Annotated in this window: 25 protein-coding genes; 14 read left to right on the top strand and 11 right to left on the bottom strand. The window is 61.7% G+C overall.

Going from position 1 to position 22,240, the window contains the following annotated elements:
* Positions 1 to 13: 13 nt before the first annotated feature.
* From RV1423_RS15760 to RV1423_RS15750, 3 genes are all read right to left on the bottom strand, one after another.
* A complete protein-coding gene (locus RV1423_RS15760) occupies positions 14 to 991 on the bottom strand; it encodes an aldo/keto reductase (protein WP_034298353.1) in 978 nt (325 codons plus the stop codon).
* Positions 992 to 1,200: 209 nt separating this feature from the next.
* Positions 1,201 to 1,476, bottom strand: coding sequence for a hypothetical protein (locus tag RV1423_RS15755; RefSeq protein WP_231502316.1), 276 nt, complete (start codon positions 1,474 to 1,476; stop codon positions 1,201 to 1,203).
* A gap of 120 nt (positions 1,477 to 1,596) precedes the next feature.
* Positions 1,597 to 4,086, bottom strand: a complete 2,490-nt coding sequence (locus tag RV1423_RS15750) for an acyl-CoA dehydrogenase (protein WP_034298351.1) — start codon at positions 4,084 to 4,086, stop codon at positions 1,597 to 1,599.
* Positions 4,087 to 4,410: 324 nt separating this feature from the next.
* On the opposite strand from RV1423_RS15750, the gene RV1423_RS15745 reads away from it, so the two are divergent.
* The 14 genes from RV1423_RS15745 to RV1423_RS15680 all read left to right on the top strand — a co-directional run bounded on the left by RV1423_RS15745 (position 4,411) and on the right by RV1423_RS15680 (position 14,620).
* Positions 4,411 to 5,298 (top strand): neutral zinc metallopeptidase, encoded by an 888-nt coding sequence (locus RV1423_RS15745; RefSeq protein ID WP_034298350.1) that lies wholly within the window; start codon positions 4,411 to 4,413, stop codon positions 5,296 to 5,298.
* A gap of 10 nt (positions 5,299 to 5,308) precedes the next feature.
* Positions 5,309 to 5,578 (top strand): hypothetical protein, encoded by a 270-nt coding sequence (locus RV1423_RS15740; protein ID WP_034298349.1) that lies wholly within the window; start codon positions 5,309 to 5,311, stop codon positions 5,576 to 5,578.
* Between the two features lie 45 nt (positions 5,579 to 5,623).
* Complete coding sequence (locus RV1423_RS15735) at positions 5,624 to 5,842, top strand: RNA-binding S4 domain-containing protein (RefSeq protein ID WP_034298348.1); 219 nt, start codon at positions 5,624 to 5,626, stop codon at positions 5,840 to 5,842.
* Positions 5,839 to 6,447 carry a DUF924 family protein gene (locus tag RV1423_RS15730; protein ID WP_034298347.1) on the top strand — a complete coding sequence of 203 codons (609 nt, stop codon included), beginning with the start codon at positions 5,839 to 5,841 and terminating at the stop codon, positions 6,445 to 6,447. The genes RV1423_RS15735 and RV1423_RS15730 overlap by 4 nt, the downstream gene beginning before the upstream one ends.
* 99 nt (positions 6,448 to 6,546) lie before the next feature.
* On the top strand, positions 6,547 to 6,744 hold the full coding sequence (locus tag RV1423_RS15725; protein ID WP_034298346.1) for a hypothetical protein: 198 nt from the start codon (positions 6,547 to 6,549) through the stop codon (positions 6,742 to 6,744).
* 12 nt (positions 6,745 to 6,756) lie between these two features.
* Positions 6,757 to 7,383, top strand: a complete 627-nt coding sequence (locus RV1423_RS15720; protein ID WP_051516706.1) for a helix-turn-helix domain-containing protein — start codon at positions 6,757 to 6,759, stop codon at positions 7,381 to 7,383.
* A 732-nt stretch (positions 7,384 to 8,115) separates the two neighbouring features.
* Positions 8,116 to 8,619 (top strand): type IV pilus modification protein PilV, encoded by a 504-nt coding sequence (pilV, locus tag RV1423_RS15715; protein WP_051516705.1) that lies wholly within the window; start codon positions 8,116 to 8,118, stop codon positions 8,617 to 8,619.
* Positions 8,620 to 9,522 carry a PilW family protein gene (locus RV1423_RS15710; protein WP_034298345.1) on the top strand — a complete coding sequence of 301 codons (903 nt, stop codon included), beginning with the start codon at positions 8,620 to 8,622 and terminating at the stop codon, positions 9,520 to 9,522.
* Complete coding sequence (locus tag RV1423_RS15705) at positions 9,519 to 10,124, top strand: PilX N-terminal domain-containing pilus assembly protein (protein ID WP_081768842.1); 606 nt, start codon at positions 9,519 to 9,521, stop codon at positions 10,122 to 10,124. The genes RV1423_RS15710 and RV1423_RS15705 overlap by 4 nt, the downstream gene beginning before the upstream one ends.
* A gap of 20 nt (positions 10,125 to 10,144) precedes the next feature.
* A complete protein-coding gene (locus tag RV1423_RS15700) occupies positions 10,145 to 10,600 on the top strand; it encodes a type IV pilin protein (protein WP_034298344.1) in 456 nt (151 codons plus the stop codon).
* Positions 10,601 to 10,607: 7 nt separating this feature from the next.
* Entirely contained in the window at positions 10,608 to 11,186 is a 579-nt protein-coding gene (locus RV1423_RS15695) for a GspH/FimT family pseudopilin (RefSeq protein ID WP_051516704.1), read from the top strand.
* Positions 11,187 to 11,192: 6 nt separating this feature from the next.
* Positions 11,193 to 12,299, top strand: a complete 1,107-nt coding sequence (ribD, locus tag RV1423_RS15690) for a bifunctional diaminohydroxyphosphoribosylaminopyrimidine deaminase/5-amino-6-(5-phosphoribosylamino)uracil reductase RibD (protein WP_034298343.1) — start codon at positions 11,193 to 11,195, stop codon at positions 12,297 to 12,299.
* A 27-nt stretch (positions 12,300 to 12,326) separates the two neighbouring features.
* The gene (locus RV1423_RS15685; protein ID WP_034298342.1) at positions 12,327 to 12,944 is read left to right on the top strand and encodes a riboflavin synthase; all 618 of its coding nucleotides are present in this window, start codon (positions 12,327 to 12,329) and stop codon (positions 12,942 to 12,944) included.
* Between the two features lie 356 nt (positions 12,945 to 13,300).
* Positions 13,301 to 14,620 carry a chloride channel protein gene (locus RV1423_RS15680; RefSeq protein WP_034298341.1) on the top strand — a complete coding sequence of 440 codons (1,320 nt, stop codon included), beginning with the start codon at positions 13,301 to 13,303 and terminating at the stop codon, positions 14,618 to 14,620.
* A 41-nt stretch (positions 14,621 to 14,661) separates the two neighbouring features.
* On the opposite strand, the gene RV1423_RS15675 is transcribed toward RV1423_RS15680, so the two are convergent.
* From RV1423_RS15675 to RV1423_RS15640, 8 genes are all read right to left on the bottom strand, one after another.
* Positions 14,662 to 15,243, bottom strand: a complete 582-nt coding sequence (locus RV1423_RS15675) for a hypothetical protein (RefSeq protein ID WP_034298340.1) — start codon at positions 15,241 to 15,243, stop codon at positions 14,662 to 14,664.
* A 31-nt stretch (positions 15,244 to 15,274) separates the two neighbouring features.
* Complete coding sequence (locus RV1423_RS15670; RefSeq protein WP_034298474.1) at positions 15,275 to 16,060, bottom strand: thioredoxin family protein; 786 nt, start codon at positions 16,058 to 16,060, stop codon at positions 15,275 to 15,277.
* Positions 16,061 to 16,154: 94 nt separating this feature from the next.
* Positions 16,155 to 16,820, bottom strand: a complete 666-nt coding sequence (locus tag RV1423_RS15665; RefSeq protein ID WP_051516703.1) for a glutamine cyclotransferase — start codon at positions 16,818 to 16,820, stop codon at positions 16,155 to 16,157.
* A 56-nt stretch (positions 16,821 to 16,876) separates the two neighbouring features.
* Positions 16,877 to 18,097 (bottom strand): hypothetical protein, encoded by a 1,221-nt coding sequence (locus RV1423_RS15660; protein WP_034298469.1) that lies wholly within the window; start codon positions 18,095 to 18,097, stop codon positions 16,877 to 16,879.
* Positions 18,098 to 18,311: 214 nt separating this feature from the next.
* Entirely contained in the window at positions 18,312 to 19,172 is an 861-nt protein-coding gene (locus RV1423_RS15655) for an ABC transporter permease (RefSeq protein ID WP_231502314.1), read from the bottom strand.
* On the bottom strand, positions 19,126 to 19,905 hold the full coding sequence (locus tag RV1423_RS15650; RefSeq protein WP_231502312.1) for an ATP-binding cassette domain-containing protein: 780 nt from the start codon (positions 19,903 to 19,905) through the stop codon (positions 19,126 to 19,128). The genes RV1423_RS15655 and RV1423_RS15650 overlap by 47 nt, the downstream gene beginning before the upstream one ends.
* A 93-nt stretch (positions 19,906 to 19,998) precedes the next feature.
* Positions 19,999 to 20,550: a general stress protein gene (locus tag RV1423_RS15645; RefSeq protein ID WP_034298467.1), complete on the bottom strand. Its 552-nt coding sequence runs from the start codon at positions 20,548 to 20,550 to the stop codon at positions 19,999 to 20,001.
* A 72-nt stretch (positions 20,551 to 20,622) separates the two neighbouring features.
* Positions 20,623 to 22,167: a bifunctional aminoglycoside phosphotransferase/ATP-binding protein gene (locus RV1423_RS15640; protein ID WP_034298465.1), complete on the bottom strand. Its 1,545-nt coding sequence runs from the start codon at positions 22,165 to 22,167 to the stop codon at positions 20,623 to 20,625.
* Positions 22,168 to 22,240: the final 73 nt, after the last annotated feature.

The raw sequence follows: 22,240 nt of genomic DNA, 5'->3' as shown, positions 1-22,240 counted from the left end.
CGGAATCAATGCATCAATACGGACCGCGAATCGCCGCGTGAATCTTGTCGCGATACAGCACGGCCAGTTTCCGGTGCAGCTCTTCAGGCAGGCGCGGCAAAGCCGAAGCACCGGCGTTCGACAAGACCTGCTCCGGCGAACTGGCGCCGGGAATGACCACCGACACCGCATCGTGATCGAGTATCCAGCGCAAGGCCATCTGCGCCATGCTCATGCCGGCCGGGACCAGCGCCGCAATCTCCTGCGCCAGGTCGACGCCGGTGGCGAACTCGATACCGGCGAAGGTTTCGCCGACATTGAATTGCTGGCCGTCGCGGTTGAAGTTGCGATGATCGTCCGGCTTGAAGGTGGTGGCGCGCGTCATCTTGCCGCTCAGCAGGCCGCTGGCCAGCGGCAGCCGCACGATGATGCCGACGCCCTTCGCTTGCGCCTTCGGCAGCAATGCTTCCAGCGGCTTCTGGCGGAAGATGTTGAAGATGATTTGCAGCGAAGTCATGCCTTCCTGCTCCAGGCACAGCAAGCCTTCTTCGACGGTCTCGACGCTGGCGCCGAAGCGGCTGATCAGCCCGTCGTCGCGCAACTCGCGCATCCAGTCGAAAATCTTGCCGTCTTTCAGCACCGCCGGCGGCACGCAATGCAATTGCGTCAGGTCGAGCTTGTCGACGCCGAGGCGTTCCAGCGAACGCTGCGTCGCCGTGCGCACGGCGTCTCGGCTGTATCCGTCCGGGTAGATCGCGCCGCGTCCGAGCTTGGTGGCGACGGTGAGATCCTTGTGCGCCGTCAGGAACTGTCCGACCGAACGCTCGCTGGCGCCGTTGCCGTAAACGTCGGCGGTGTCGATGAAACGCACGCCGGTCGCATACGCCTGCGCCAAGGTTTGCTGGGCGATGTCGTTATCCCAGTGGTCGCCCCAGCCGCCGCCGAGTTGCCAGCAACCGAGGCCGACTTCGGGAACCGTCAGGCCGTCGCGGGCGAGCTTGCGTGTTTGCATGTGTGGTCCTTGTTGTAGAAACGCCGGATGCCCGGCAAATGGATAAGACGGCAATGTTATGCCGGGCAAGACTGCGTTTCCAATGAATTATTCTGTATGGGGAATATGGATTTCGGCATCGCTTGCGCCTCTGCCGTCCGTTCTCCTTGCCATGACGAAAAAAGGCCGGTTCATTCACCGGCCTTTTTACTTAGGATGAGACGCGGCACTCAGCGCGAAAAAAACGCAATCACTCCGTACACAAACCCGGCAAACGGCCCGACGACCACAACGGTCACCAGCAGGAATTCCGCCAGCACATAGGCGACGGCTGCCGCCGCCAGGCTCCAGACATAGACCGATGCTTCCAGCGCGCCCGGCGTGAACAGATTGATCAGCAGCAGGACCATGGCGCCGATGCCGAGGCCGACAATGACGCGGAAGGTGGTCGGACGATAGGGATTGAGCCAGCGGAATGGCGGCGCGACGGTTTTCTCGGTGGACATGCTATGCAAAGATGTTGTCATGGCGAAATAAGTTGAGGCGCCCGGCGAAGGCGCTCCGAATGAATAATATCAGGCGCAATTATAAGACTTTGCGGCGTATCCGGCTCCGCGTCGAATTCGTCAGGCACTCCGGACAATCGCCGGCGCTTGTCCCTTTTGCAATGCTTCGCGCATGTCCAGGTCGGCGCCGAAATCGTCGACCTGCACCGTGATGTCGCCGTAATGCGCAAAATCGTCCAGCACGATGCGCTCATCGGCGCTGATCAAGCCTTGCTCCATCGCGCGCGCGTTCCAGCGCCGCATCTCCAGCAGGCTTTGCGGCATCGCGGGGATGGTGCCGTCCCTGACCGCTTGCTTGAGACGGGTTTCGATTTCATGCACCTTCGGCAAGAGGTTGAAGGCGCGCTCGCCGCTGCCCAGCGGATCGGCGTCGGCATCCGGTTGATAGATGTCCGCCACCAGCCGGTCGCGCGCGGCGCCGGGCGTCTGCATCGCCAGCGCGACTTCGCTGGCGAGACGATCCGACGGTTTGCGGAACGACAAGCCCAGCGGGAACATCCAGATGCGCAACGCAAAAGCGATGAAGGGATTGGGGAAATTGTCGAGCACATCGATGATCGCTTCCTGCGCCCGATGCAACGCGTCCTGTACCGACCACCCCACGTAGGGCAAATCGCCATGCTGGCGACCGTCGTCTTCGTAACGCTTGAGCGCGGCGGAAATCAGGTAAAGCTGCGAGAGCACGTCGCCAAGGCGGCCGGAAATCCGCTCGCGGAATTTCAGCGAGCCGCCGAGCACGAACATCGACACATCGGTCAGCAGGGCAAAACAGGCCGACAGCCGCGCCACCGCACGATAATAGCCGCGCGTTTCTTCCGCCGCCTGGTTCGGCGCCGTCGCCAGCAAACCGGCACTGAGGCCGAACACGAGCGAGCGCGCGGCGTTGGCGGCGACGAAGCTGAGGTGGCCGAAGAAAGCCTTGTCGAAATCCTCCAGCGCGCGATCGCGGTCGGCGTCATTGGCCGCGGCCATCTCTTTCAGCACATAGGGATGGCAACGGATCGCGCCCTGGCCGAAGATGATCAGACAGCGCGTGAGGATATTGGCGCCTTCGACCGTGATGGCGATCGGAATCTGCTGGTACACGCGCGCCAGGAAATTTCCCGGCCCCATGCAGATACCCTTGCCGCCGATCACGTCCATCCCGTCGTTGACGACGATGCGCCCGCGTTCGGTGACGTGGTATTTGGAGATCGCCGAAATCACCGACGGCTTCTCGCCGGCGTCGACTGCCAGCGACGACAACCGGCGCGTGGCGTCCATCATGTAGAGATGGCCGCCCATGCGCGCCAGCGCTTCCTGGATGCCTTCGAACTTGCCGATGGCGATCTTGAATTGCCGGCGCATGGCGGCATAGGCGCTGGTGCCGCGCACCGCCATCTTGGAAAAGCCGACGCTCGACGATGGCAGCGAAATCGCCCGGCCCGCCGCCAGGCATTCCATCAGCATGCGCCAGCCCTTGCCGACTTGCGCCTGGCCGCCGATGACCCAGTCCAGCGGAATGAACACATTCTCGCCCGAGGTCGGGCCGTTCTGGAACACGGCATTGAGCGGCCAGTGGCGGCGGCCGGTGACCACGCCCGGATGGCTGGTCGGAATCAAGGCGCAGGTGATGCCGGGTTCGGCATCGCCGCCCAGCAGATGATCGGGATCCTGCGCGCGGAAAGCCAGTCCGAGTACGGTGGCGACCGGCGCCAGCGTGATGTAGCGCTTGCTCCATGTGACGCGGAATCCCAGCACCTCGCGGCCTTCGTGCATGCCCTTGCAGACGATGCCGATGTCGGGAATCGCCGCGGCGTCGGAACCCGCATAAGGGCTCGTGAGCGCGAAACACGGAATCTCTTCGCCGCGCGCCAGGCGCGGCAGGTAATGATTTTTCTGCTCATCGGTGCCGTAGTGCAGCAACAGTTCCGCCGGGCCGAGCGAGTTCGGCACCATCACCGAAATCGCCGCCACCGAGCAACGCGACGACAGTTTCATGATCACCTGCGAATGCATGTAGGCGGAGAACTGCTTGCCGCCGTATTGCCTGGGAATGATCATGCCGAGGAAACCCTTGTCCTTGATGAACCGCCAGGCTTCGGGCTGCAAGTCTTGCCACGCCACCGAGGTGTCCCAGTCGCTGACCATCGCGCACAATTGCGTGACTTCGTTGTCGAGGAAGGATTGTTCTTCCGCCGTCAGCGCGGGCGGCGGAAGTTGCATCAGCCTGTTCCAGTCGGGCTTGCCGGAAAACAGGTCGGCGTCCCACCATACCGTGCCGGCTTCAATGGCATCGCGTTCGGTGCCCGACATGCTCGGCAGAATCTTGCGGAACATGTCCAATGCCGGCCGCGTCATCAGCGTCTGCCGCACCGACCTGATGGCCACCAGCAAGGTCGGCACGCACAGCAGGATGGCCAGCAGGACGCAGGCGACGGCGTTGGCCTGCTCGGTCATGCCGCCGATCCAGATCCAGGCCAGTTCCGCCACCAGCCAGGTCCACGCGCCGGCGCGCATCGTCATTAACGCCAGGGCGCCCGCTACAAAAACGATTAGCCACAAGATCATCTGAGTCTCCCGTTCAAATTGCTGTTGTATGCATGACAAGGCCCTGCGGCGGCGCATGCTGCTTATGTTGCCTAAGGTGCTTATGCTGCAGCCGATGATACAGACGGAACGCGCGAACCCGGCGGTGCGTGGGTACGTATCCGGATATTCCCACATCGCGGCCGCCGCCGAAACCGGCGCGACCGACCGAAGAGCCGCTCTTCCCCAGACAGCGTTTCTCCAAAGAAATTCACTCTCGACGTCTTTCCGCCTCCCTGTACAGGTTTTTCCGCCCCGCTCCATTACAATCTCGCCTATTGGTAATCATGCAGCAAGGAATTCATCATGAAATGGGAAGGCAATCGCGAAAGCGACAACGTGGAAGACCGTCGCGGCGACGATGGTGGCGGAGGCGGCGGTTTTTCCTTCGGCGGCGGCCGCTCGATCGGCCTGGGCGGCATTGCCGTCGCGCTGGTGGCGTCGTATTTCCTCGGCATCAATCCGCTGACCGTGATCAACATGCTCAGCGGCGGAGGCGGACAACCGGCCCCCATCCCGCAATCGGCGCCGGCGCACAAGCCGCCGCCGAACGACCAGATGGCGCGTTTCGTGTCGACCGTGCTGGCCGATACCGAAGATACCTGGGGCGAACTGTTCCGCGCCAACGGCACCACCTATGTACGGCCCAAGCTGGTCCTGTTCTCGGGCCGCACCCCGACCGCCTGCGGCACCGGCCAGACCGCCACCGGTCCGTTCTATTGCCCCGGCGACCAGAAGGTCTACATCGACCTGAGCTTTTACCAGTTGATGAAACAACGCTTCAACGTCTCCGGCAACTTTGCGCAAGCCTATGTGATCGCGCATGAAGTCGGCCATCACGTACAAAACCTGCTCGGCATTTCCGCGAAGGTCGACAAGGCGCGCCGCAACATGTCCGAGAAACAGGCCAACGCCTTGTCGGTACGCCTGGAACTCCAGGCCGACTGCTTCGCCGGCGTCTGGGCCTATCACGCCAACGAAGCGCGCCACATCATCGAAGACGGCGACATCGAAGAAGCGCTGAACGCGGCCTCCGCCATCGGCGACGACGCCTTGCAACGGCAGGCGCGCGGCGAAGTGGTGCCGGATTCGTTCACGCACGGCACCTCGGCGCAGCGCGTAAACTGGTTCAAGCGCGGCATCGCGCAGGGCAAGGTCAACGCCTGCAACACTTTCGAAGCCAAGACTCTTTAGTACCCATATCATGAGCAATCCCAGCCTGCAAACCCTGCATGACGCCCTCAACGACCTGCGCGACGGCGCGATCAATGTCGCCGCTTTCTGCAACGCCTGGCGCGCGCAGGACGACCTGCTCAGGCGCTTGCCGCTGCGTTACGGACAAGTGGCGGAAGACTTGCTGGTCCGCCTGGAAACCGGCAGCCTGTTCACCGAGGAAAGCTGTTCGTTCAGCCAGGAAGACCTGCTGAACAATCTGGCGCTGTGGCTGCACAAGGCCGAGAAAACCCTGGTCTGATTCAGGCGGTCTGTTTTTTTACGCAATACCCATTACAAGGCGGATATGCAACATCTGGAATTCCAACTGCAAGGCCCTTACGTCGAGCTGAACCAGCTCCTGAAACTGGTCGGCCTGTGCGACAGCGGCGGCGCCGGCAAGGCCATCGTCGCCGAAGGCCACGTCAAGGTCGACGGCAAGCAGGAACTGCGCAAGACCTGCAAGATCACCGCCGGCCAGACCGTGGCGCTGGGCGACGTGCGCATCCGCGTGCTGGCGGAATGACGGCGACGGAAAGCATCGCCGCCATCCTTGCGTACTGGTTCGGCGAAGACGGCGAAGCAAGCGTTGTCGCCGGACGGCAATCGGGATTGTGGTGGAGCAAGGACGCCGCCGTCGACCGCGCCATCAAGTCGCGCTTTGAAAGCACCTTGCTGGCGGCAAGCGAGAACCGTCTCGACGACTGGACCGAAACGCCGCAAGGCATGTTGGCGCTGATCCTGTTGCTGGACCAGTTCCCGCGCAACATCCATCGCGACACCGCGGCCGCCTTCGCCTTCGACGAACTGGCGCGGCAATGCTGCCACCTCGGACTGGCGCAGGGTTTCGACCAGCAGTTGCCGCCGCTGCAACGCGTGTTCTTTTACCTGCCGCTGGAACATTCCGAAGACCTCGACGACCAGGAATATTCCGTGCAACTGTTTCGTGCGCTGGCCAGGCAAGCCGACGCGCAGAGCAAGACCGTGTTCGACAATTTCCTGAAATTTGCCGACCGGCACCATGCCGTCATCGCGCGCTTCGGCCGCTTCCCGCATCGCAACGCCATCCTCGGGCGCGACTCCACGGCGGAAGAAACGGCGTTTCTGAAAGAACCACATTCTTCATTCTAAATTCAGATATGGATGTGAATATTTATTCGTTCTGGCACATATAGTGTCGGTGCTAAGCTCCATTTCATCGTAGCAAGCCTTGATGGAATGGAGAATCCGATGACCAATACCGCCGCAGCAACTGCCGCCAACGCTGCCACCGTCGACGTTGTCGACCTGCAAACCTGTCGCCGCCAGTGCGCCGCGCGCATGATGGCGCAACAGTTGATTGCCGCGCAGCGGCAAGGCATGCAGGGAAGTTGGGTCCGGCCGGCGTTCCATCCGTTCGCCTTTCAAGCGCGCGTCAACCTGCGCTGAAGAGAACCGACCATGACCGCAGAACTGCGCATCGCCGAGCCCGCGCCACACCTTCATGCCGTGCAGGATTCGGCCGGCGATATTGAAGACATCGTGGCCGACAACCTCTCGCGCCTGCGCGCCCTGCGCCATTTGTCGCTCGACGGCCTGGCGCGCAAGTCGGGCGTGAGCCGCGCCATGCTGGCGCAGATCGAATCCGGCCGCAGCGTGCCCACCATCCGCGTCTTGCAGCGCGTGGCCTCGGCGTTGCAAGTGTCGGTATCGGCCTTCCTGCGCAACTTTGCGCCGCAGGGACTGGCGGTGCTGCCGGCGCAGGATGCGCCGCGCACGGTCAGCGGCAACGGTCGCTTTTCCAGCCGCAGCCTGTATCCGCCCGGAGAACGCCGCTTCGAATTCCATGAGCTGAAACTCGACGCCTTGTCGACCGAACACCTGCAAGCGCTGGTGCCGGGAACGCAAAAGAACCTGGTCGTCACGCACGGCACGCTGGAAATCCAAATCAACGACCATCGCCGGTTGCTGGGCACCGGCGACGCCATTTTCTTCGACGCCGACCATGCGCACAGCTACCGCAATCCGGCCAATGTCGAAACAGTGGCTTACGTGGTCACGCAATATCCGGAGACGCGCACGGTGTAAGGCAGACAGCCCGTCCACGCAAAGACGCAGCCCCGGCATCGGCGGCAGTACCGTTCAATCAAGCGGAAAAAGCTCCTTACCGCATAGCCAGTCGCTCACAACCATCGTCCTGACGAAAGTAAGGACCCAGCCTCGTGCCGGACATTGTCACGACACTGGGTCCCAGCGTGCGCTGGGACGACGACTGGGAAAACAGGTTTCACTGGACAGCATTACCGCTTCGCCAGCCCCCCATAACCGTCGTCCTGACGAAAGTCAGGACCCAGCCTCGTACCGGACATTGTCACGACACTGGGTCCCAGCGTGCGCTGGGACGACGACTGGGAAAACAGGTTTCACTGGACAGCATTACCGCTTCGTCAGCCCCCCCCATAACCGTCGTCCTGACGAAAGTCAGGACCCAGCGTCGTATCGAACGTTTTCAAGACGCTGGGACGACGATCAGGAATCACGACCCATTGAATGCCCCGCGCAATGTTGGTACAAGAATCCGCGATGGCAACATAGAACCGCGCAAGCTCAACATTTCCGGCAGCCCACGCCCTGCTTCCGTACGCATCAGATACGACAAGGGATATTCAACTCGAAATATACCCATATGAAATCAGCAAATAATTTTGAATAATTAAAAAATCTCGCGCATTTGTCTCTTAGTACTCACGGACCAGCTTCACAAACATAAAAATCCGGCCAAAATCTTGTCTTTTCACATGATCGAGCAGCGAGGCCGGCGTGAACAAGACTCCGATAAAATCCGGCGAACAAGGCTTCACACTGGTCGAAGTGCTGGTTGCCATCGTGATCCTGGCGCTGGGCGCGAGCGGCGTCGTCGCCATGCAATTGCATGCATTGAGAACGGCGCAGCAAAGCGGCTTTCAGTCGAACGCCCTGCAACTGGCCATGGAACTGGCGGAACTGATGCGCACCGATGCCGCGGCGGACCGCGATACCTATCTGTTCGACTATGATGCCGCCGGCGATGCCGCAACGTCGGCGGCATGCGCCGGCCAATCATGCGATCTCGCCGCCTGGAAACAGCGCCTGCGCAGCGCCTTGCCGCAAGCGCGCGCGACGGTTTGCCGCGACAGTGCGCCGGTCCCTGGCGAAGCGCCGCATTGGCCATGCACCGGGTCTGGCAACGCTCCCATCGTCATCAAACTCGGCTGGTCCACGCGAGAAAAAACGCCGCAGCAGCCGCGCACCTTGCCGTCCCTTGTCCTCGTCGCGGAGCCCTGAATGCGTCGCCGGCAACAGGGCCTGACGCTGATCGAACTGATGATCGCCATGACGCTCGGCATGGGCGTCGCGCTGGCCGCCGCCGCATTGCTGAACGCCGCAAAGTCGAGTTACCTCGCCGTCAACGACAATGCCCAGGTGCAGGAAAGCGGCCGCTATGCGCTCGACCTGATCGCGCGCTCTCTCAGGCAAGCCAATTACGTTCCGCACGACGATCCCGTTTTTCTGCAAGCGGACCTGGGCAGCATGTCCCCCGGCGTGCATGGCCTGGACAACGCGCGGCTGAACGAGCGTTCGCCGGATATCTCGGCGCCGTCGGCAAACCCTGCCGCCCACGGCAGCGACGTCCTGGCGATACGCTTCTTCGGCTCCGGCCATCGCGGCCAGGCGGACGGCAGCATGCTCAACTGCGCCGGTTTCGCGGTCGCCGGACCAGCCCGCGACAACAGCGGTGCCGACCTTGAGGAGGCGCGAGGCTGGAGTATTTTCTACGTGGCGCCGGACAGCAATGGCGAACCCGAACTGCGTTGCAAGTACCAGACCCAGCGTGACGGCTGGAGCGCCGCTGCGGTGGTGCGCGGCGTCGAATCTTTTCAGGTGCTGTACGGCGTCAGGAATGGCGACGGCCTCGACTACCTGAACGCCGCCCGCATGTCGGCGCGCTGGAACGAGGTGGTTGCGGTCAGGATCGCCTTGCTGATCCGCGGCGAACGCAACGTGCGTGAGGCCGGATCGCCGGTGCTGCATCCATTGTTCGGTCCCGGTTACCGCAACGCCGCCGATGTCGGCGTCGCCGTCGACGAAGCCGCACTGGCGCCGAACCTGCAAGGGCGTATCCGCAAGGTGTTCGAAACCACCGTTCACTTACGCAATCCTGCATCGCCGGAGATGACGGACAGATGAAGAAGCTGCGCATGCCGCCGTCGATCCCGCCTCAGCGCGGCGCAGCGCTGCTGATCGCCTTGCTGATGCTGCTGGTCGTCATGATGCTGGGCGTGTCGGCGGCGCAACTCACGCTGATGAACGAAAAATCCTCGCGCAACGATCGCGATCGGCAGATCGCTTTCCAGGCAGCGGAAGCGGCGCTGCGCGACGCCGAACGCGACCTGGCCGGCGGACGCATCCACACCGATGCCTTCCCGGACCGCGCCGGCGCCTGCCACGCCGCCGGCGCGTCGGCCGGACTTTGCCTGCCCGCTGCCGGGACGCCGCAATGGCGGCTGATCGATTTCCTGGCGCCTGCGCCTTCGCTAGCCTACGGCCAGTTCACCGGCTATGCGTTTCCGCACGGCGGCGCTTCGTTGCCCGCCAGACCGCCCCGCTACCTCGTCGAATTGCTCAGGCTGCAAAAACCAAATGCGGAAGCCGCGCTGCGCTATCGCATCACGGCCATCGGCTTCGGCATGCGCACCGCGACGCAAGTCGTGTTGCAGACCGTCCACGACGGCGACGCGACGCCTCCCCGACGGCTCAGTTGGCGCGAGATCGGCAACTGGCAAGACTAGAACTCAAATGGAGCAAAAACATGACCCATCGCCAGCAAGGCTTCACCCTGATCGAACTCATGATCGTCGTCTGCATCGTCGGCGTTCTTGCTTTGTTCGCCTATCCCTCTTATCAGGGTCACGTACGCAAGGCAAAACGAGCGGAAGCGCGCGCGACGCTGATGCAAGCCATGCAGCAGCAGGAACGGCATTTTTCCCAGCACAACCGCTACCATGCCTATGACAATGCAGCCGGCGCCGCCTCGTTCAGATGGTTTTCCGGCGAAACCGCGGCCTCCAGCGCATACCGGATCAGCGCCGTCGCCTGCCCCGGAGACTCGCTCCAGGATTGCGTCGTCTTGTCAGCGGCGCCGGGTGGCGAGTCGGTGGACGCCAACTTCAGCGATGCGCAATGCGGCACGCTCACCCTGAACAGCAGGGGAGAAAAAACCGCCGCCGGATTGCCGCAGTCCGATGCGCCCCAGGCATGCTGGTGAAGCGGCCATGACGCCCATGATGCACGAGCGCCCGCCGCGCGGCTTCACCCTGCCGGAACTGCTGATCGTGTTTGCCATCGTCGGCGTCCTGCTGGCGGCCGGCATGCCGAGCTTTCGCGCCTACACGCAAAGCCAGCGACTGACCACCACCGCCAATGAATTCCTGGGCGCCCTTCACCTCGCCCGCAGCGAAGCCATCCAGCGCGGCAGCCGCGTCGACCTCGCGCCGCGCGACGGCAACGATTGGGAGAGCGGCTGGCTCGTCTTCGTCAACAAGCCCGGCGACGGCAACCTGCAATTCGATGCCGGCGACCTGCTGATCTACAGCCGCGAACGTGTCGCCGCCGGCCTGCGCATCGCCACCACGCTCAGCGACAAGTCCGCGCCCTATATCGCTTACAATGGCAACGGCAGAACCCGCACCAATCTCAGCGACCGGGCGCCGCAGTGGGGCTCCTGGCAATTCTCGCTGGATGGGGAAACCAGACTGGTGAGGCTTGGATTTCTCGGCCGCGCCCGCATCTGCAATCCCGCGGACGACAGAACCTGCATCTTCGCGCAAAGCGCAACGTCAGCAACCAATTAGAACATCGTGTCCATTTACGCCATCAACATCGAAACCGACCAGCAAGCCATGGCGCTGGCGCTGCAACAGGCCGAACAAGGCATGTTCACCACCACGCCGAATCCGCGCGTAGGCTGTGTCATCGTGCGGGACGGCCGCGTCATCGGCGCCGGCTTCACCCAGCCGCCCGGCGGCAACCATGCCGAAATCCAGGCCATGCAGGACGCCCGCCAACGCGGCAATGACCTGCGCGGCGCCACCGTTTACGTGACCCTCGAACCTTGCAGCCATTTCGGCCGCACCCCGCCCTGCGCCGACGCGCTGGTCGAGGCCGGCATCGGCAAAGTCGTCTCGGCCATCACCGACCCCAACCCGCTGGTGGCCGGCAAGGGCCTGGACAAATTGCAAGCCGCCGGCATTGCCGTCGTCTCCGGCATCCTGCAAGAACAGGCCCATGAAATGAACATCGGCTTTTTCAAGCGCATGCGGCAAGGCAGGCCGTGGGTGCGCATGAAGTCCGCCGCCAGCCTCGACGGCAAGACCGCGCTGCATAACGGCAAGAGTCAATGGATCACCGGCCAGGCCGCGCGCGACGACGGCCATTTCTGGCGCGCGCGCGCCTGCGCCATCGTGACCGGCATCGGCACCGTCAAGAACGACAACCCGCAACTGAACGTGCGCGCCGTCGACACGCCGCGCCAGCCGCGCCGCATCGTCATCGACAGCAAACTGACGCTGTCGCCCGCCGCCAACATCCTTGCCGGCGGCGGTACCTGGGTGTTCACCGCCAGCGAAGACCGCGCCAAAATCGCCGTGCTCGAAGACCGGGGCGCCGAGATCATCGTATTACCCAACGCCGACAACAAGGTCGACCTGCCGCGCGTGATCGATGAACTGGGCAAGCGCAACCTCAACGAGGTCCACATCGAAGCCGGCTCCAAACTCAACGCCTCGCTGATCCTCGAAGGCTGCGTCGACGAGTTGCTGCTCTATCTCGCCCCCAGCCTGCTCGGCGACGGCCGCGACATGTTCGACCTGCCGCCGCTGGACGATCTCGCGGGGAAAATTGCGCTGCGCTTCCACGAGATCAAGCAAATCGGCGAAGATTTGCGTATCCTTGCACGGTTCAATTAACGCATTCCATTCAAGTCGGGTTCCGCCATGTTTACAGGTATCGTCGCCGCCGTCGGCAAAATCACTTCCGTTCAACCTTTGGGCAACACCGCCGATGCCGGCGTGCGGCTCGACATCGACGCCGGCGCATTGCCGATGGACGACGTCGCGCTGGGCGACTCGATCGCGCTCAACGGCGCCTGCATGACGGTCGTCGAAAAGACTGCCGCGGGCTTCACCGTCGACGTCTCGCGCGAAAGCCTCAACCTCACCGCCGGCCTCGACGCGCCCGGCGAAGTCAATCTGGAAAAGGCCCTGACCCTGGCCGAACGCCTCGGCGGCCACCTGGTCTCGGGCCATGTCGACGGCCTCGGCGTCGTGCGCAAGTTCGAACCGGTCGGCGAATCGTGGGAACTGATCGTCGAAGCTCCCAACTCGCTCGCCAAGTACCTGGCCCACAAAGGCTCCATCGTCGTCAACGGCGTCTCCCTGACCGTCAACCGCGTCGAAGATGTTGCGACCGGTTGCCATTTTTCGATCAACCTGATTCCGCATACGATCCAGGTGACCACGCTGAAGCATCTGAAGGTCGGCAGCAAGGTCAATCTTGAGATTGATTTGATTGCGCGTTATGTCGAACGCATGCTTTCAACGACTCACAAATAATTGAATCCGTTAAGAATGACCTCGTTGTCGATTGCAAAAGACCTCGATGCATGCCGGCCTTGGTGATGAATTGATGTCGGACTCAGGCGTTGCTGTCCCTTAATTGCTGCAGCACAGGCGCCAGCTCTGCGGGATCGGGACGCTCGGTGCAAAGCGCAGACCGAACCCGCGACGATCTGTGCGCCCATGCCGCAAAGCCGTCGGCTCGCAGCTTTGCCGAACATCTGATGCGATATTTCGCCGCCTGAACACTTGTGGCCAGGGGTTTTTCCGACAAGGCGGCGCACTGAAATGCGCCCACGCATCGTGTATATTGGCTTCGATAATTAACGATAAGCACTTGACGAAAGAATAAATTGGACCTTTCCGGCATTCATCATCACGCCATAGGCCGAGCGCGCCGTCTATGGATCGACTACGGCATTTTATGGTCCGGCGCAATCGCGGTCGGATTGGTTGCCGTCCTCTATGCCCAGGCCATCGAATATGCGTTCAGCGCTTTTCGCTTGCTGCAACACGCGCATGAATGGCTCCCCTTGTTGCTGACCCCCGCCGTCAGCGCAATGTGCGTCTGGATTACCCGCCGCTGGTTTACGGGATCCGAAGGGAGCGGCATTCCGCAGGTGATTGCAGCATTGAACGGTAATACCGAGGAGCGCGGCACCAGTTTGCTTTCGGTGCGGGTATTGCTTGGAAAATTGGCGCTATCTGTCGTGGCGATTTTTGGGGGCTTGACCATTGGTCGCGAAGGGCCCACGGTACAAATCGGCGCGGCGATCATGTTCAATCTGCGTCGGCTATATCCGTCGATTAACGTGCACATGGAGCGCCGACTGATTCTTGCCGGCGCTGCCGCAGGCCTGGCGGCGGCGTTCAACACGCCGCTGGCCGGCGTGGTGTTTGCCATTGAAGAACTCTCGCGCAGTTTCGAACAACGCGCCAGCGGCGTCGTGATCACCACAATTATTTTTGCAGGCATCGTCGCGCTGGGGCTCAATGGCAACTATACCTATTTCGGGACGATACAGGTCATCGACGAGACCAGCGGGAAGCTGATCGTGGCAGTCCTCACGACCGCCATCCTTACCGGCTGCGCAGGCGGGATTTTTTGCTGGCTGTTACTCAATACGAAACGTTGGATTCCGTCGCCGCTTCAGACCATGCGCGCGGAAAAACCGATCTGGTTTGCCGCATTTTGCGGGTTGGTCGTGGCGTTCATAGGAGTGGCCGCGGGAGGTGGAACGTTTGGCAGCGGGTATGCCGAAGCCAGAGGCCTGCTGGGCGGCACGGAACAATTGTCAGCCTTTTATCCGTTTTTAAAGATGGCCTCAATGGTCGGGTCATATCTGCCGGGCATGCCGGGAGGGATGTTTGCCCCCTCATTGTCGATCGGCGCGGGCTTCGGAAATCTGCTGCATCCCTTGTTCGGCAATACCTCGCTGGGAATGCTGATCGCATTGGCGATGGTGGGCTATCTGGCCGCGGTTACGCAGTCGCCGATTACGGCATTCGTCATTGTCATGGAAATGGTGAATGGTCATGCACTGGTTATTTCGCTCATGGCTACCGCGTTGATTGCCAGCACCATATCGCGATTTTTTTCGCCGCCTTTATACGAGACCCTGGCAGAGCGCTATCTGCCTCGAAAAGCGGAACACGCACCGCTTGAAAAATAAATATCGTCTCAAGAGATCGCGAAAGGCCGACGCGCCTTGAGCTAATCTGAAGACAGCTTCCGCCTGAGACTCTGAAGCAGGCGAGCGACCGCGACGAAACCGCGGCAGCCGACAGAGGCCATCACGCCGGTGACGGCCAGCATCGCCGCCGTGTGAATGCCCACGGCCGCGAGCGCCAACGTCAGCGGGCCGGATGCAACGGTCCCGCGGACTGGCGCATTCCCCATGCAAAGCGGAATCAGCGCCGGCGCCAGCATCAAGCCGGCACCGTGTGCGGTGGACATCATGAAAGAGCTGAGCGCCAGCCCGGCATGGGCTGCCGGAGTCGGGAGGCATCCGGCTTTGCGGCGCAACAGGTGGTACGCCGCAACAACGGCAAGCAGTACGCCCGCCAGCACTTGCAGCATGAAGCGATCCGTCGACAGGCCGCTCGCCATGGCGGCGCCTGCGATCGCGACCGACGCGACGTGTCCCGCCGCAATCGGCATCAAGGCCCGCAACACCTGCGTGCGGTCGCGCGACCGCACTCCCCAGGCGGCGGCCAACGCCCAGCCGGTCGCAGGATTCAGTCCGTGAAGAGCGCCGATCCCCGCGATTCCCAGCCATGGCAACAGGCTTGACATGATGCGCCCGCGCGTCCGATGCGATCACGCTTCAGGCGTGCGAATGACAGCATGAACCGGCTGCTGCGGACCTCTCGCTCGGCGTCGGCTCATAGCGGTCATGGTGACGCACCCATTCCATCTTGTGGGGCACATCCCGCTCGCCGCGGCCCAGTGGCGTGAGATCCATCAGTTGGTAGGCGCCCATCATGACCTCCACGCCGCGGCCGTAGGTCGAGTAGGTATGGAAGACGTCTCCCGCTTCATTCTTATAGAACACGCTGACGCCGGGCGCCTCCTCGCTCGGGAAGGATCGCACGCCGTAGTTGTAGCCGACCTGGCCCCGGGCCTGCTCAGCCGCAGTGAAGCTGACGCCGAAGTCATAGTTGAAATCGCTGTCGCGCGACGATACCCATTTGAACTGCCAGCCCATACGTTGGCGAAAGCGTTCGATATCGGCCAGCGGTGCGCGCGAAACGGCCACCAGCGAGATATCGCGATGCGGCAGATGCATGTTCATGCCGTCGCTGTGATCGGCCATGAAAGAACAGCTCGGGCATCCCTGCTCCCAATCCGGGCCGAACATGAAGTGCTGCACCAGCAGTTGGCGGCGGCCGTCGAAAAGCTCGGAGAGCGTGCGTCGTCCCTCGGACGTGTCGAAGACGTAGTTCTTCTCGATGCGTTCCCACGACAGGGCACGACGTTCGCGGGCAATCTGGTCATGCAGTCGCATGAGTTCTTTCTCGCGGGCCAGCAATGTCTTGCGCTCGATCAGCCATTGCTCGCCGGAAACGACAGGATGGTGTACGACAGGTGCTTCGGTAACGATGGTGTTCATGATGTTCTCCTTGGCGCCAAGGGCCATAGAGTTGCAGGATCTGCCGATCCGACCGCGCTGGCGCGCCGGATGGCATGCAGAGTCATAGGTCGACTTATTTCGGACGCCGCACGGCACGAATCTTTCCGCTCGCGCCGCCGCCGCAGTAAAAGAGCTCCGCGCCGTCCGACTCGAGACCGCTGACGATGGTGCCGTGCGGTATTTCCAGCTTGTCGAGGACGGTGCCGCTTTGCGGATCAATCCTGCGGATCTCGCTTTGCTCTCCTTCCCATGTGCCGTGCCACAGTTCGCCGTCGACCCAGGTCACGCCCGTAACGAAACGGTTGGAGTCGATGGAGCGGATGATTGCGCCGCTCGCCGGATCGATCTGGTGGATCTTGCGATCGCGGTACTGCCCTACCCACAGACTGCCCTCAGCCCAGGCAAGTCCCGAGTCGTAACCGTGGCCGGGCGCCGGGATCGACGCCACCACATTGCCGTTGGCGGGGTCGATCTTGTCGATGCGTTCTTCGGCGATCTGATAAAGGTAGGTGCCGTCGAAAGCGGTGCCGGCGTCGCAGGCGCGGTCGAGTGTTTGCGTCAGCTCTCCGTTGCCGGGGTCGAAGGCAACCAACCTGGCGCCGGTGGCGGCCCAGACGCGTTGGCCGTCGTGCGTCACGCCATGCACGCGATCCGCGCCGGGGAAAGGGCCGTATTCGCGCACGATCTCGGCCGCGCGCGCCGTCGCCTTGGGTCTGTCTTTACTGGTATTACGGGTCATCGCTGGCTCCTTGTGGTTGCTTGCCGTGCGCCTCGGATCGGCGCCGCAAGACAACTTTATTCCATGGCGAGCGCAACGGGGAGTAACAAGATTGTCGTGAATCCCCCCAGAGGCGGCGACAGCCAGCGGCGCGTCCGCGCCTGCCCGATCGGGCGCACCCGTCCCGCAGCCTCAAGCTCGGCGAGCGCGCGCTGGACGGTGCGCTGACTTGCCCCCAGTGCGAGCGCCAACGCCGAAGTCGACCAGGCTGCGCCGTCGGAAAGCAGCGCCACCAGCGATGCCTGATCGCCGTCGATAGGCGGCGCCAGCACGACAACCTCGCGATCGCCAAGCGGCCTGAGAATGAATCCGCGCGCGGTGGCTTCGACATGCGCCAGCGTAGATACGAGCGCACGCAGGCGGCCGATTTCAACCCGCAGGCGCGCCCGATGCGACTCATTGGGACGCAAGGTATGGAAGGCGGAGGCGATCAAGGCTTCGCGGTCGACATCTCCCGGCCATGCCTCGGCAAGCGCCCGCGCCAACGCGAACAGCACAGGCCGGCGCGTCAGCGACCGCCAGGTGTTGCCGACGCCGGCGCGGCGCCGGCAGGCATCGACCACCAGCGCGTCGGAATCCAGGAGTGCCGCGACCTCGTCGAGACGCAGCGCCTGCTCGCCGTCGGCGAAGAGACGCCGCGCCGCAGGACGATCGAACGCGGTGAACGCTTCCTCCACTTCGGCAAGGAGGGCCGGCACGCGTGCGCGATTGGCTGCCTCGTATGCGCGACTGAGCGCCGCGCGTGCCGGGCCGATGCGCAATGAGCGCAAGGCCAGCTCCGCCGCGGTCAACTCGGCCACCGCCGCCAGCGACGGCGACAGGCCGCGCGCGCTGAGCCGCGCCAATGTTGCCTCGGCTTCGTCGAGACGACCCAGCAGCAACAGCCTGCGCGCTGCAATGAGCCTCGCCTGCAAGGCATTGGCATGATCGGCGTGTGCCTCGAGCGTTGCCAGGGCCGCCATCAGCGAGCGCGGCGAACTGCCGATGTCGCGCACCGCCAGCGCCACTTCAGCTTCGGCGACGACGCAACGCGCACGCGCCAACTCCTCGTGGGCGCCAAAGCCGCGCGCGGCGCGCCGCAAGAGTTCACGGGCGCGTGGATGTTCGCCGAGCTGAGCCATGGCGATGCCGCGCAAGGCCAGCGCCGGCGGGTCGTCGCGCAAGGCGACGCGTTTGAGGGCGCCGAGCGCATCGCCGGCGGCGAGGGCCCGCGCAGAGGCGGCTATCAAGGAGTCCATGACGGAAGAATACACCGCCGTATCGAACGGCGGCACCATCCGCACCGGTCCGGCAAAGCGAAATCTCAAGGGACCGCGCCGTTCCTTTGCTCGCGGAATTGACTCTCGAATCAACATGCGTGCAGCTTATGCAAAACGTGTGTTATCGCTCGCCAATACCGTCAATCGATAGGAAATTATTGAAAAACGATGACTTGGCCAATCGAATTGCCATTCACCGCACGATGGTCGGATACAAACGGGCGCTCAATGCGACCATCCCCACGAGTGTCAGCGACAGCACCAGAAAATCCAGTCCCAGTCCCAGATGCGGGGTCAGCGAATAGCCGGGCAACAGGAACACTCTCAACGCATCGACCTGATAGGTCAGCGGATTGAGATGGGAAATGATCTGCAAGCTGCGCGGCATCATCGATGTCGGATAGATGGCATTGCTTGCGAAGAACAGCGGCATGGTAAGAAGTTGGCCCACACCCATGAAACGTTCCCTGGTTTTGACCAGACACGCGACGATAAGTGAAAAACTGGAGAACAAGCCCGCGGATAACAGGACGCAAACCACCAGCCCTGCCAAGGAGACGACATCCAGGTGCATCTTCACCCCCAATATCGCGGCCAGAACAAGCACCACGACGACCTGGATGAGCGCCCTGGCGCCGCCTCCCAATGCCTTTCCCAGCACCAGGCAAGAGCGTGGCGTGGGGCTGGCAAGAAACTTGTGGATGATCCCCAGGTCCCGTTCCCATATGATGGAAATGCCATTGAAGATGGCGATGAACAGTACGCTTTGGGCCAAAATTCCCGGCATCAGGAAATCCAGATAAGGAAACCCGGCAGTATCGATGACATGAGCATGGCTCATTACCTGGCCGAATATGAGCAGCCACAGCGCCGGCTGCACCGCGCGCGTCAACAACTCTGTAGGATCATGCAACAGCTTGCGTATCTCCATGTCCGTGATCGCCAAGGTCTTGGCAAAAAAGGACGTGACTGTGTACGCCATGCCGGAGGTGTCAACGGTATTGCTCTCAGCCGAGCCGATGGATGACATCGCGTGTTTGAGAGGTTTCATCATATGCTCCTCGCGTGCCGGTTTCATCCTGCGTGTAATGCTCAAACGCTTCTTCGAAGCTCGCGCCGGGACCGACTGCCGCGCTCAATTGCACAGGCGTGCCGATCGCAGTGATCTTCCCTCTGTTCATGATCGCGACACGATCGCACAGACGCTCGGCTTCTTCCAGATAGTGGGTTGTCAACAGGATGGCGCTGCCGAATTGCGCCTGTAATTTCTCCAACTGCTCCCAAACCGAAATGCGTGCAACGGGGTCGAGGCCGACCGTGGGTTCGTCAAGGAACAACACGCGGGGACGGTGCAATGTCGATTGCGCGATTTCCAGCCGGCGGATCATTCCGCCCGAGTATGTTTTCACCAGATGCCGGCTGACCTCGCTGAGGTTCATGAACGCCAGGGCGTCATGAATGCGCGCTTCCCGTTCGGCGCGGGGGATATCGTACAGTTTGGCAAATACGTTCAGATTCTCATAACCGGTAAGATCGCCATCCGCGGATAGCGCTTGCGGTACGTAGCCGATGATGCGCCTCACCATCGCGGCTTGCCCGACCACATCGAATCCGCCGACCTTTGCCTGACCCGAACTGGGTTCAATGAGCGTTGCAAGCATCTTGATGACCGTCGTCTTGCCTGCGCCATTGCGTCCGAGAAGAGCAAAAACTTCCCCAGGCTGAATGGACATGGTGATCGCGTCGACAGCGCAAGCGCTGCCGAATCGACGCGTCAGATCATGCATTTCGATAATGGGTTCTGACATCGCTGGCTAGGGACAATGAGATATCAATGACAACGGCGGATACATTTCTGTCCGGCGAATCCCGACCGCTCGCTATGCATGTGCAACCGCCGGATTTCCATCCTGTGCGGCGTGATGATCGAAAGACAAATGTCCGGAAGTCCTCAAGAGACTCTTCGCGTGCAGGACATCCTCTGCGCTGCCGTGCACAACCAGCATGAATTGATCCGCTTTCAATGCAGTCTCATAGCGGAGGACGGAATTCTTCGGGATGCCGATAGCGGTCAACGCACCTACCAGCGCGCTCGAGCCGCCCACCAAGACTGCCCCTTCCAGCCCGCTGAAAAGCATCGCGGCCAGTGGACCAAGTACGACGACATGGCCGACAACAGGAATGAAAAGCAAGGCCGATCCGAAGAGAATGCCGACCAGACCGCCCCAAAAGGCGCCGAATTTTCCGAATATCCTGGCGCGGTCGCCGGCATTGAGAAACCCGACAACGTGCTCTTCCAAACGATAATCCCGACCGATGATCGAGATTTTTTTCATGTCGAATCCGGCTAGTTGAAGCTCTTTGACCGCATTCTCAGCTTCGGTGTGAAGAGCATAGGTGGCAATTGCAAGATCGGTATCGGCTGTTGTCATGATGAACTCCTGTTCGGTCATTCGAGGAAGCATCCATGATGTTCTTATCCGCATCGGATGATTTGATATGGATCAAACACCTTCGATCGCCTGCGCCACGCGATGACAAACCTCCTCCGGCGTCCCGGACGAGTCGACTTCCGTCCAGTCGTTCCGGCCGCTTTCCTCTCTATCCTGCATCCGAACCACAGCGGCGTCGGCATCGGACGGCCCGCCTTTTCTTGCCCGGACTCGATCGATCAGGGTGGCCACAGGGGCATGAAGACGGATTGCGGAAAACCGCGCATGCGCTTCTTTCGCCGCACGCTCGATACGTTGACGGTCAGCCGGTCTTTCGAACACCGCGTCCGCCACTACGCCGGCGCCATTTGCGGCCAGCAGCGTTGCATGTTCCGCCTGATACGCATAGACATGCTCCGATACATCCGGAGCATAGGCCGCCGCCGGCAAACGCGTTTCGTCGGCGACGCCGGACAATCGCTTGCGAATCCGGTCGCTGGACAAGATGCGCGCCCCGGGAACAGGCCCGATGCGATCAGCCAGGGCGGCAGCGATGGTGGATTTCCCGGTGCCGCTTTTCCCGCTGATTGCGACAACATATGCGGATGCCGGTTCCAGTAGCTGCAAAGCCAGGGACATGTAGCTTTGCGCTTCGCGAGATTCTGTTTCACTCGACCGGGAAAGCGTACTGCTGATGTGCGAAGCCAGAACATGCGCGCGAATACCCGCCCTCAAGGCCATGAACAAGGGCAATAGCGGCAACCCGGCCTCATCGTCGCGCGCATCCAGATAGCGGTTCATCACGAGGTTGGCTTGCGCCCGCAGACCGAGACGCCACAAATCCGTCAAGAGAAACGCAAGGTCATAGAGCACGTCAATCGTCGCCAGTCTGTCATTGAATTCAATGCAATCGAACAAGACCGGTCTTCCATCCATCAGGCAGATATTGCGCAAATGCAAGTCGCCGTGACAATGCCTGACGCTTCCGCCCTGCGCGCGGCGGCTCAGCAGAGCGAGATGCCGCTCATTGTGTCGACGACATCCCTCGTCAAACTTCGCCACGATATCCGGAGCAAAGAAATTCGTTGTCTTGAAGCTGGCCAGATTGATATCGATGACATCGGACATACTGCCGTCGTTTCTGTATACAAGCTCTGCGCTGTCATGGAATCGCGCGATCTCCCGGCCCAATTCCGCCAGGACCGAGGTCGGCAACTCTCCCCGTTCGGCCATTCTTTCCAGTTCGGCATCTTCATTGAAGCGAAGCATTTCCACAACCGCGTCGATCCCCTCTCCTGCCCCATCGAATCCGAGACGGCCGTCAGCCTCTCTGGTAATCCTCCTGACGGCACGATAGATCATCGGCGCGGTTCGCCGATTGAGTTCAAGCTCGCGTTGACAAGCGCGCAAGCGCATTGCATAGCTTGAAAAATCGACATACGGCAGATGCACAGCGCGTTTCAACTTGAAGGCCAGGTTTCCCGCCAGAACGATGACGGACAGATTGGTCTCGATGTGCGAAACCCCGCGCGCCGGCCATCCGTGCGTCGCCGGATCAAGGAGAAAGGCAAGGACATCGGCCTGACAAGCGTTTATAGCTACGACATTCGCCATCATCTTCCCGGAACAAGAATCCATGTCAAAAAAAGCCAGAACGCCATGCTTGCGCGGCGTGCAAGAACGAAGTCTA

This window comes from Herbaspirillum sp. RV1423 (assembly GCF_000577615.1).
Classification (GTDB): Bacteria; Pseudomonadota; Gammaproteobacteria; order Burkholderiales; family Burkholderiaceae_D; genus Herbaspirillum.
The sequence above is the reverse complement of the archived record's forward strand: the minus strand, read 5'-3'. Positions and strand labels throughout refer to the sequence as shown.

What these genes read in the sequence shown, in the direction of transcription:
- RV1423_RS15760 (WP_034298353.1), bottom strand. Translation starts at nt 991, where the DNA reads ATGCAAACACGCAAGCTCGCCCGCGACGGCCTGACGGTTCCCGAAGTC.
- RV1423_RS15755 (WP_231502316.1), bottom strand. Translation starts at nt 1,476, where the DNA reads ATGTCCACCGAGAAAACCGTCGCGCCGCCATTCCGCTGGCTCAATCCC.
- RV1423_RS15750 (WP_034298351.1), bottom strand. Translation starts at nt 4,086, where the DNA reads ATGATCTTGTGGCTAATCGTTTTTGTAGCGGGCGCCCTGGCGTTAATG.
- RV1423_RS15745 (WP_034298350.1), top strand. Translation starts at nt 4,411, where the DNA reads ATGAAATGGGAAGGCAATCGCGAAAGCGACAACGTGGAAGACCGTCGC.
- RV1423_RS15740 (WP_034298349.1), top strand. Translation starts at nt 5,309, where the DNA reads ATGAGCAATCCCAGCCTGCAAACCCTGCATGACGCCCTCAACGACCTG.
- RV1423_RS15735 (WP_034298348.1), top strand. Translation starts at nt 5,624, where the DNA reads ATGCAACATCTGGAATTCCAACTGCAAGGCCCTTACGTCGAGCTGAAC.
- RV1423_RS15730 (WP_034298347.1), top strand. Translation starts at nt 5,839, where the DNA reads ATGACGGCGACGGAAAGCATCGCCGCCATCCTTGCGTACTGGTTCGGC.
- RV1423_RS15725 (WP_034298346.1), top strand. Translation starts at nt 6,547, where the DNA reads ATGACCAATACCGCCGCAGCAACTGCCGCCAACGCTGCCACCGTCGAC.
- RV1423_RS15720 (WP_051516706.1), top strand. Translation starts at nt 6,757, where the DNA reads ATGACCGCAGAACTGCGCATCGCCGAGCCCGCGCCACACCTTCATGCC.
- RV1423_RS15710 (WP_034298345.1), top strand. Translation starts at nt 8,620, where the DNA reads ATGCGTCGCCGGCAACAGGGCCTGACGCTGATCGAACTGATGATCGCC.
- RV1423_RS15705 (WP_081768842.1), top strand. Translation starts at nt 9,519, where the DNA reads ATGAAGAAGCTGCGCATGCCGCCGTCGATCCCGCCTCAGCGCGGCGCA.
- RV1423_RS15700 (WP_034298344.1), top strand. Translation starts at nt 10,145, where the DNA reads ATGACCCATCGCCAGCAAGGCTTCACCCTGATCGAACTCATGATCGTC.
- RV1423_RS15695 (WP_051516704.1), top strand. Translation starts at nt 10,608, where the DNA reads ATGACGCCCATGATGCACGAGCGCCCGCCGCGCGGCTTCACCCTGCCG.
- RV1423_RS15685 (WP_034298342.1), top strand. Translation starts at nt 12,327, where the DNA reads ATGTTTACAGGTATCGTCGCCGCCGTCGGCAAAATCACTTCCGTTCAA.
- RV1423_RS15675 (WP_034298340.1), bottom strand. Translation starts at nt 15,243, where the DNA reads ATGTCAAGCCTGTTGCCATGGCTGGGAATCGCGGGGATCGGCGCTCTT.
- RV1423_RS15670 (WP_034298474.1), bottom strand. Translation starts at nt 16,060, where the DNA reads ATGAACACCATCGTTACCGAAGCACCTGTCGTACACCATCCTGTCGTT.
- RV1423_RS15665 (WP_051516703.1), bottom strand. Translation starts at nt 16,820, where the DNA reads ATGACCCGTAATACCAGTAAAGACAGACCCAAGGCGACGGCGCGCGCG.
- RV1423_RS15660 (WP_034298469.1), bottom strand. Translation starts at nt 18,097, where the DNA reads ATGGACTCCTTGATAGCCGCCTCTGCGCGGGCCCTCGCCGCCGGCGAT.
- RV1423_RS15655 (WP_231502314.1), bottom strand. Translation starts at nt 19,172, where the DNA reads ATGATGAAACCTCTCAAACACGCGATGTCATCCATCGGCTCGGCTGAG.
- RV1423_RS15650 (WP_231502312.1), bottom strand. Translation starts at nt 19,905, where the DNA reads ATGCATGATCTGACGCGTCGATTCGGCAGCGCTTGCGCTGTCGACGCG.
- RV1423_RS15645 (WP_034298467.1), bottom strand. Translation starts at nt 20,550, where the DNA reads ATGACAACAGCCGATACCGATCTTGCAATTGCCACCTATGCTCTTCAC.
- RV1423_RS15640 (WP_034298465.1), bottom strand. Translation starts at nt 22,167, where the DNA reads ATGATGGCGAATGTCGTAGCTATAAACGCTTGTCAGGCCGATGTCCTT.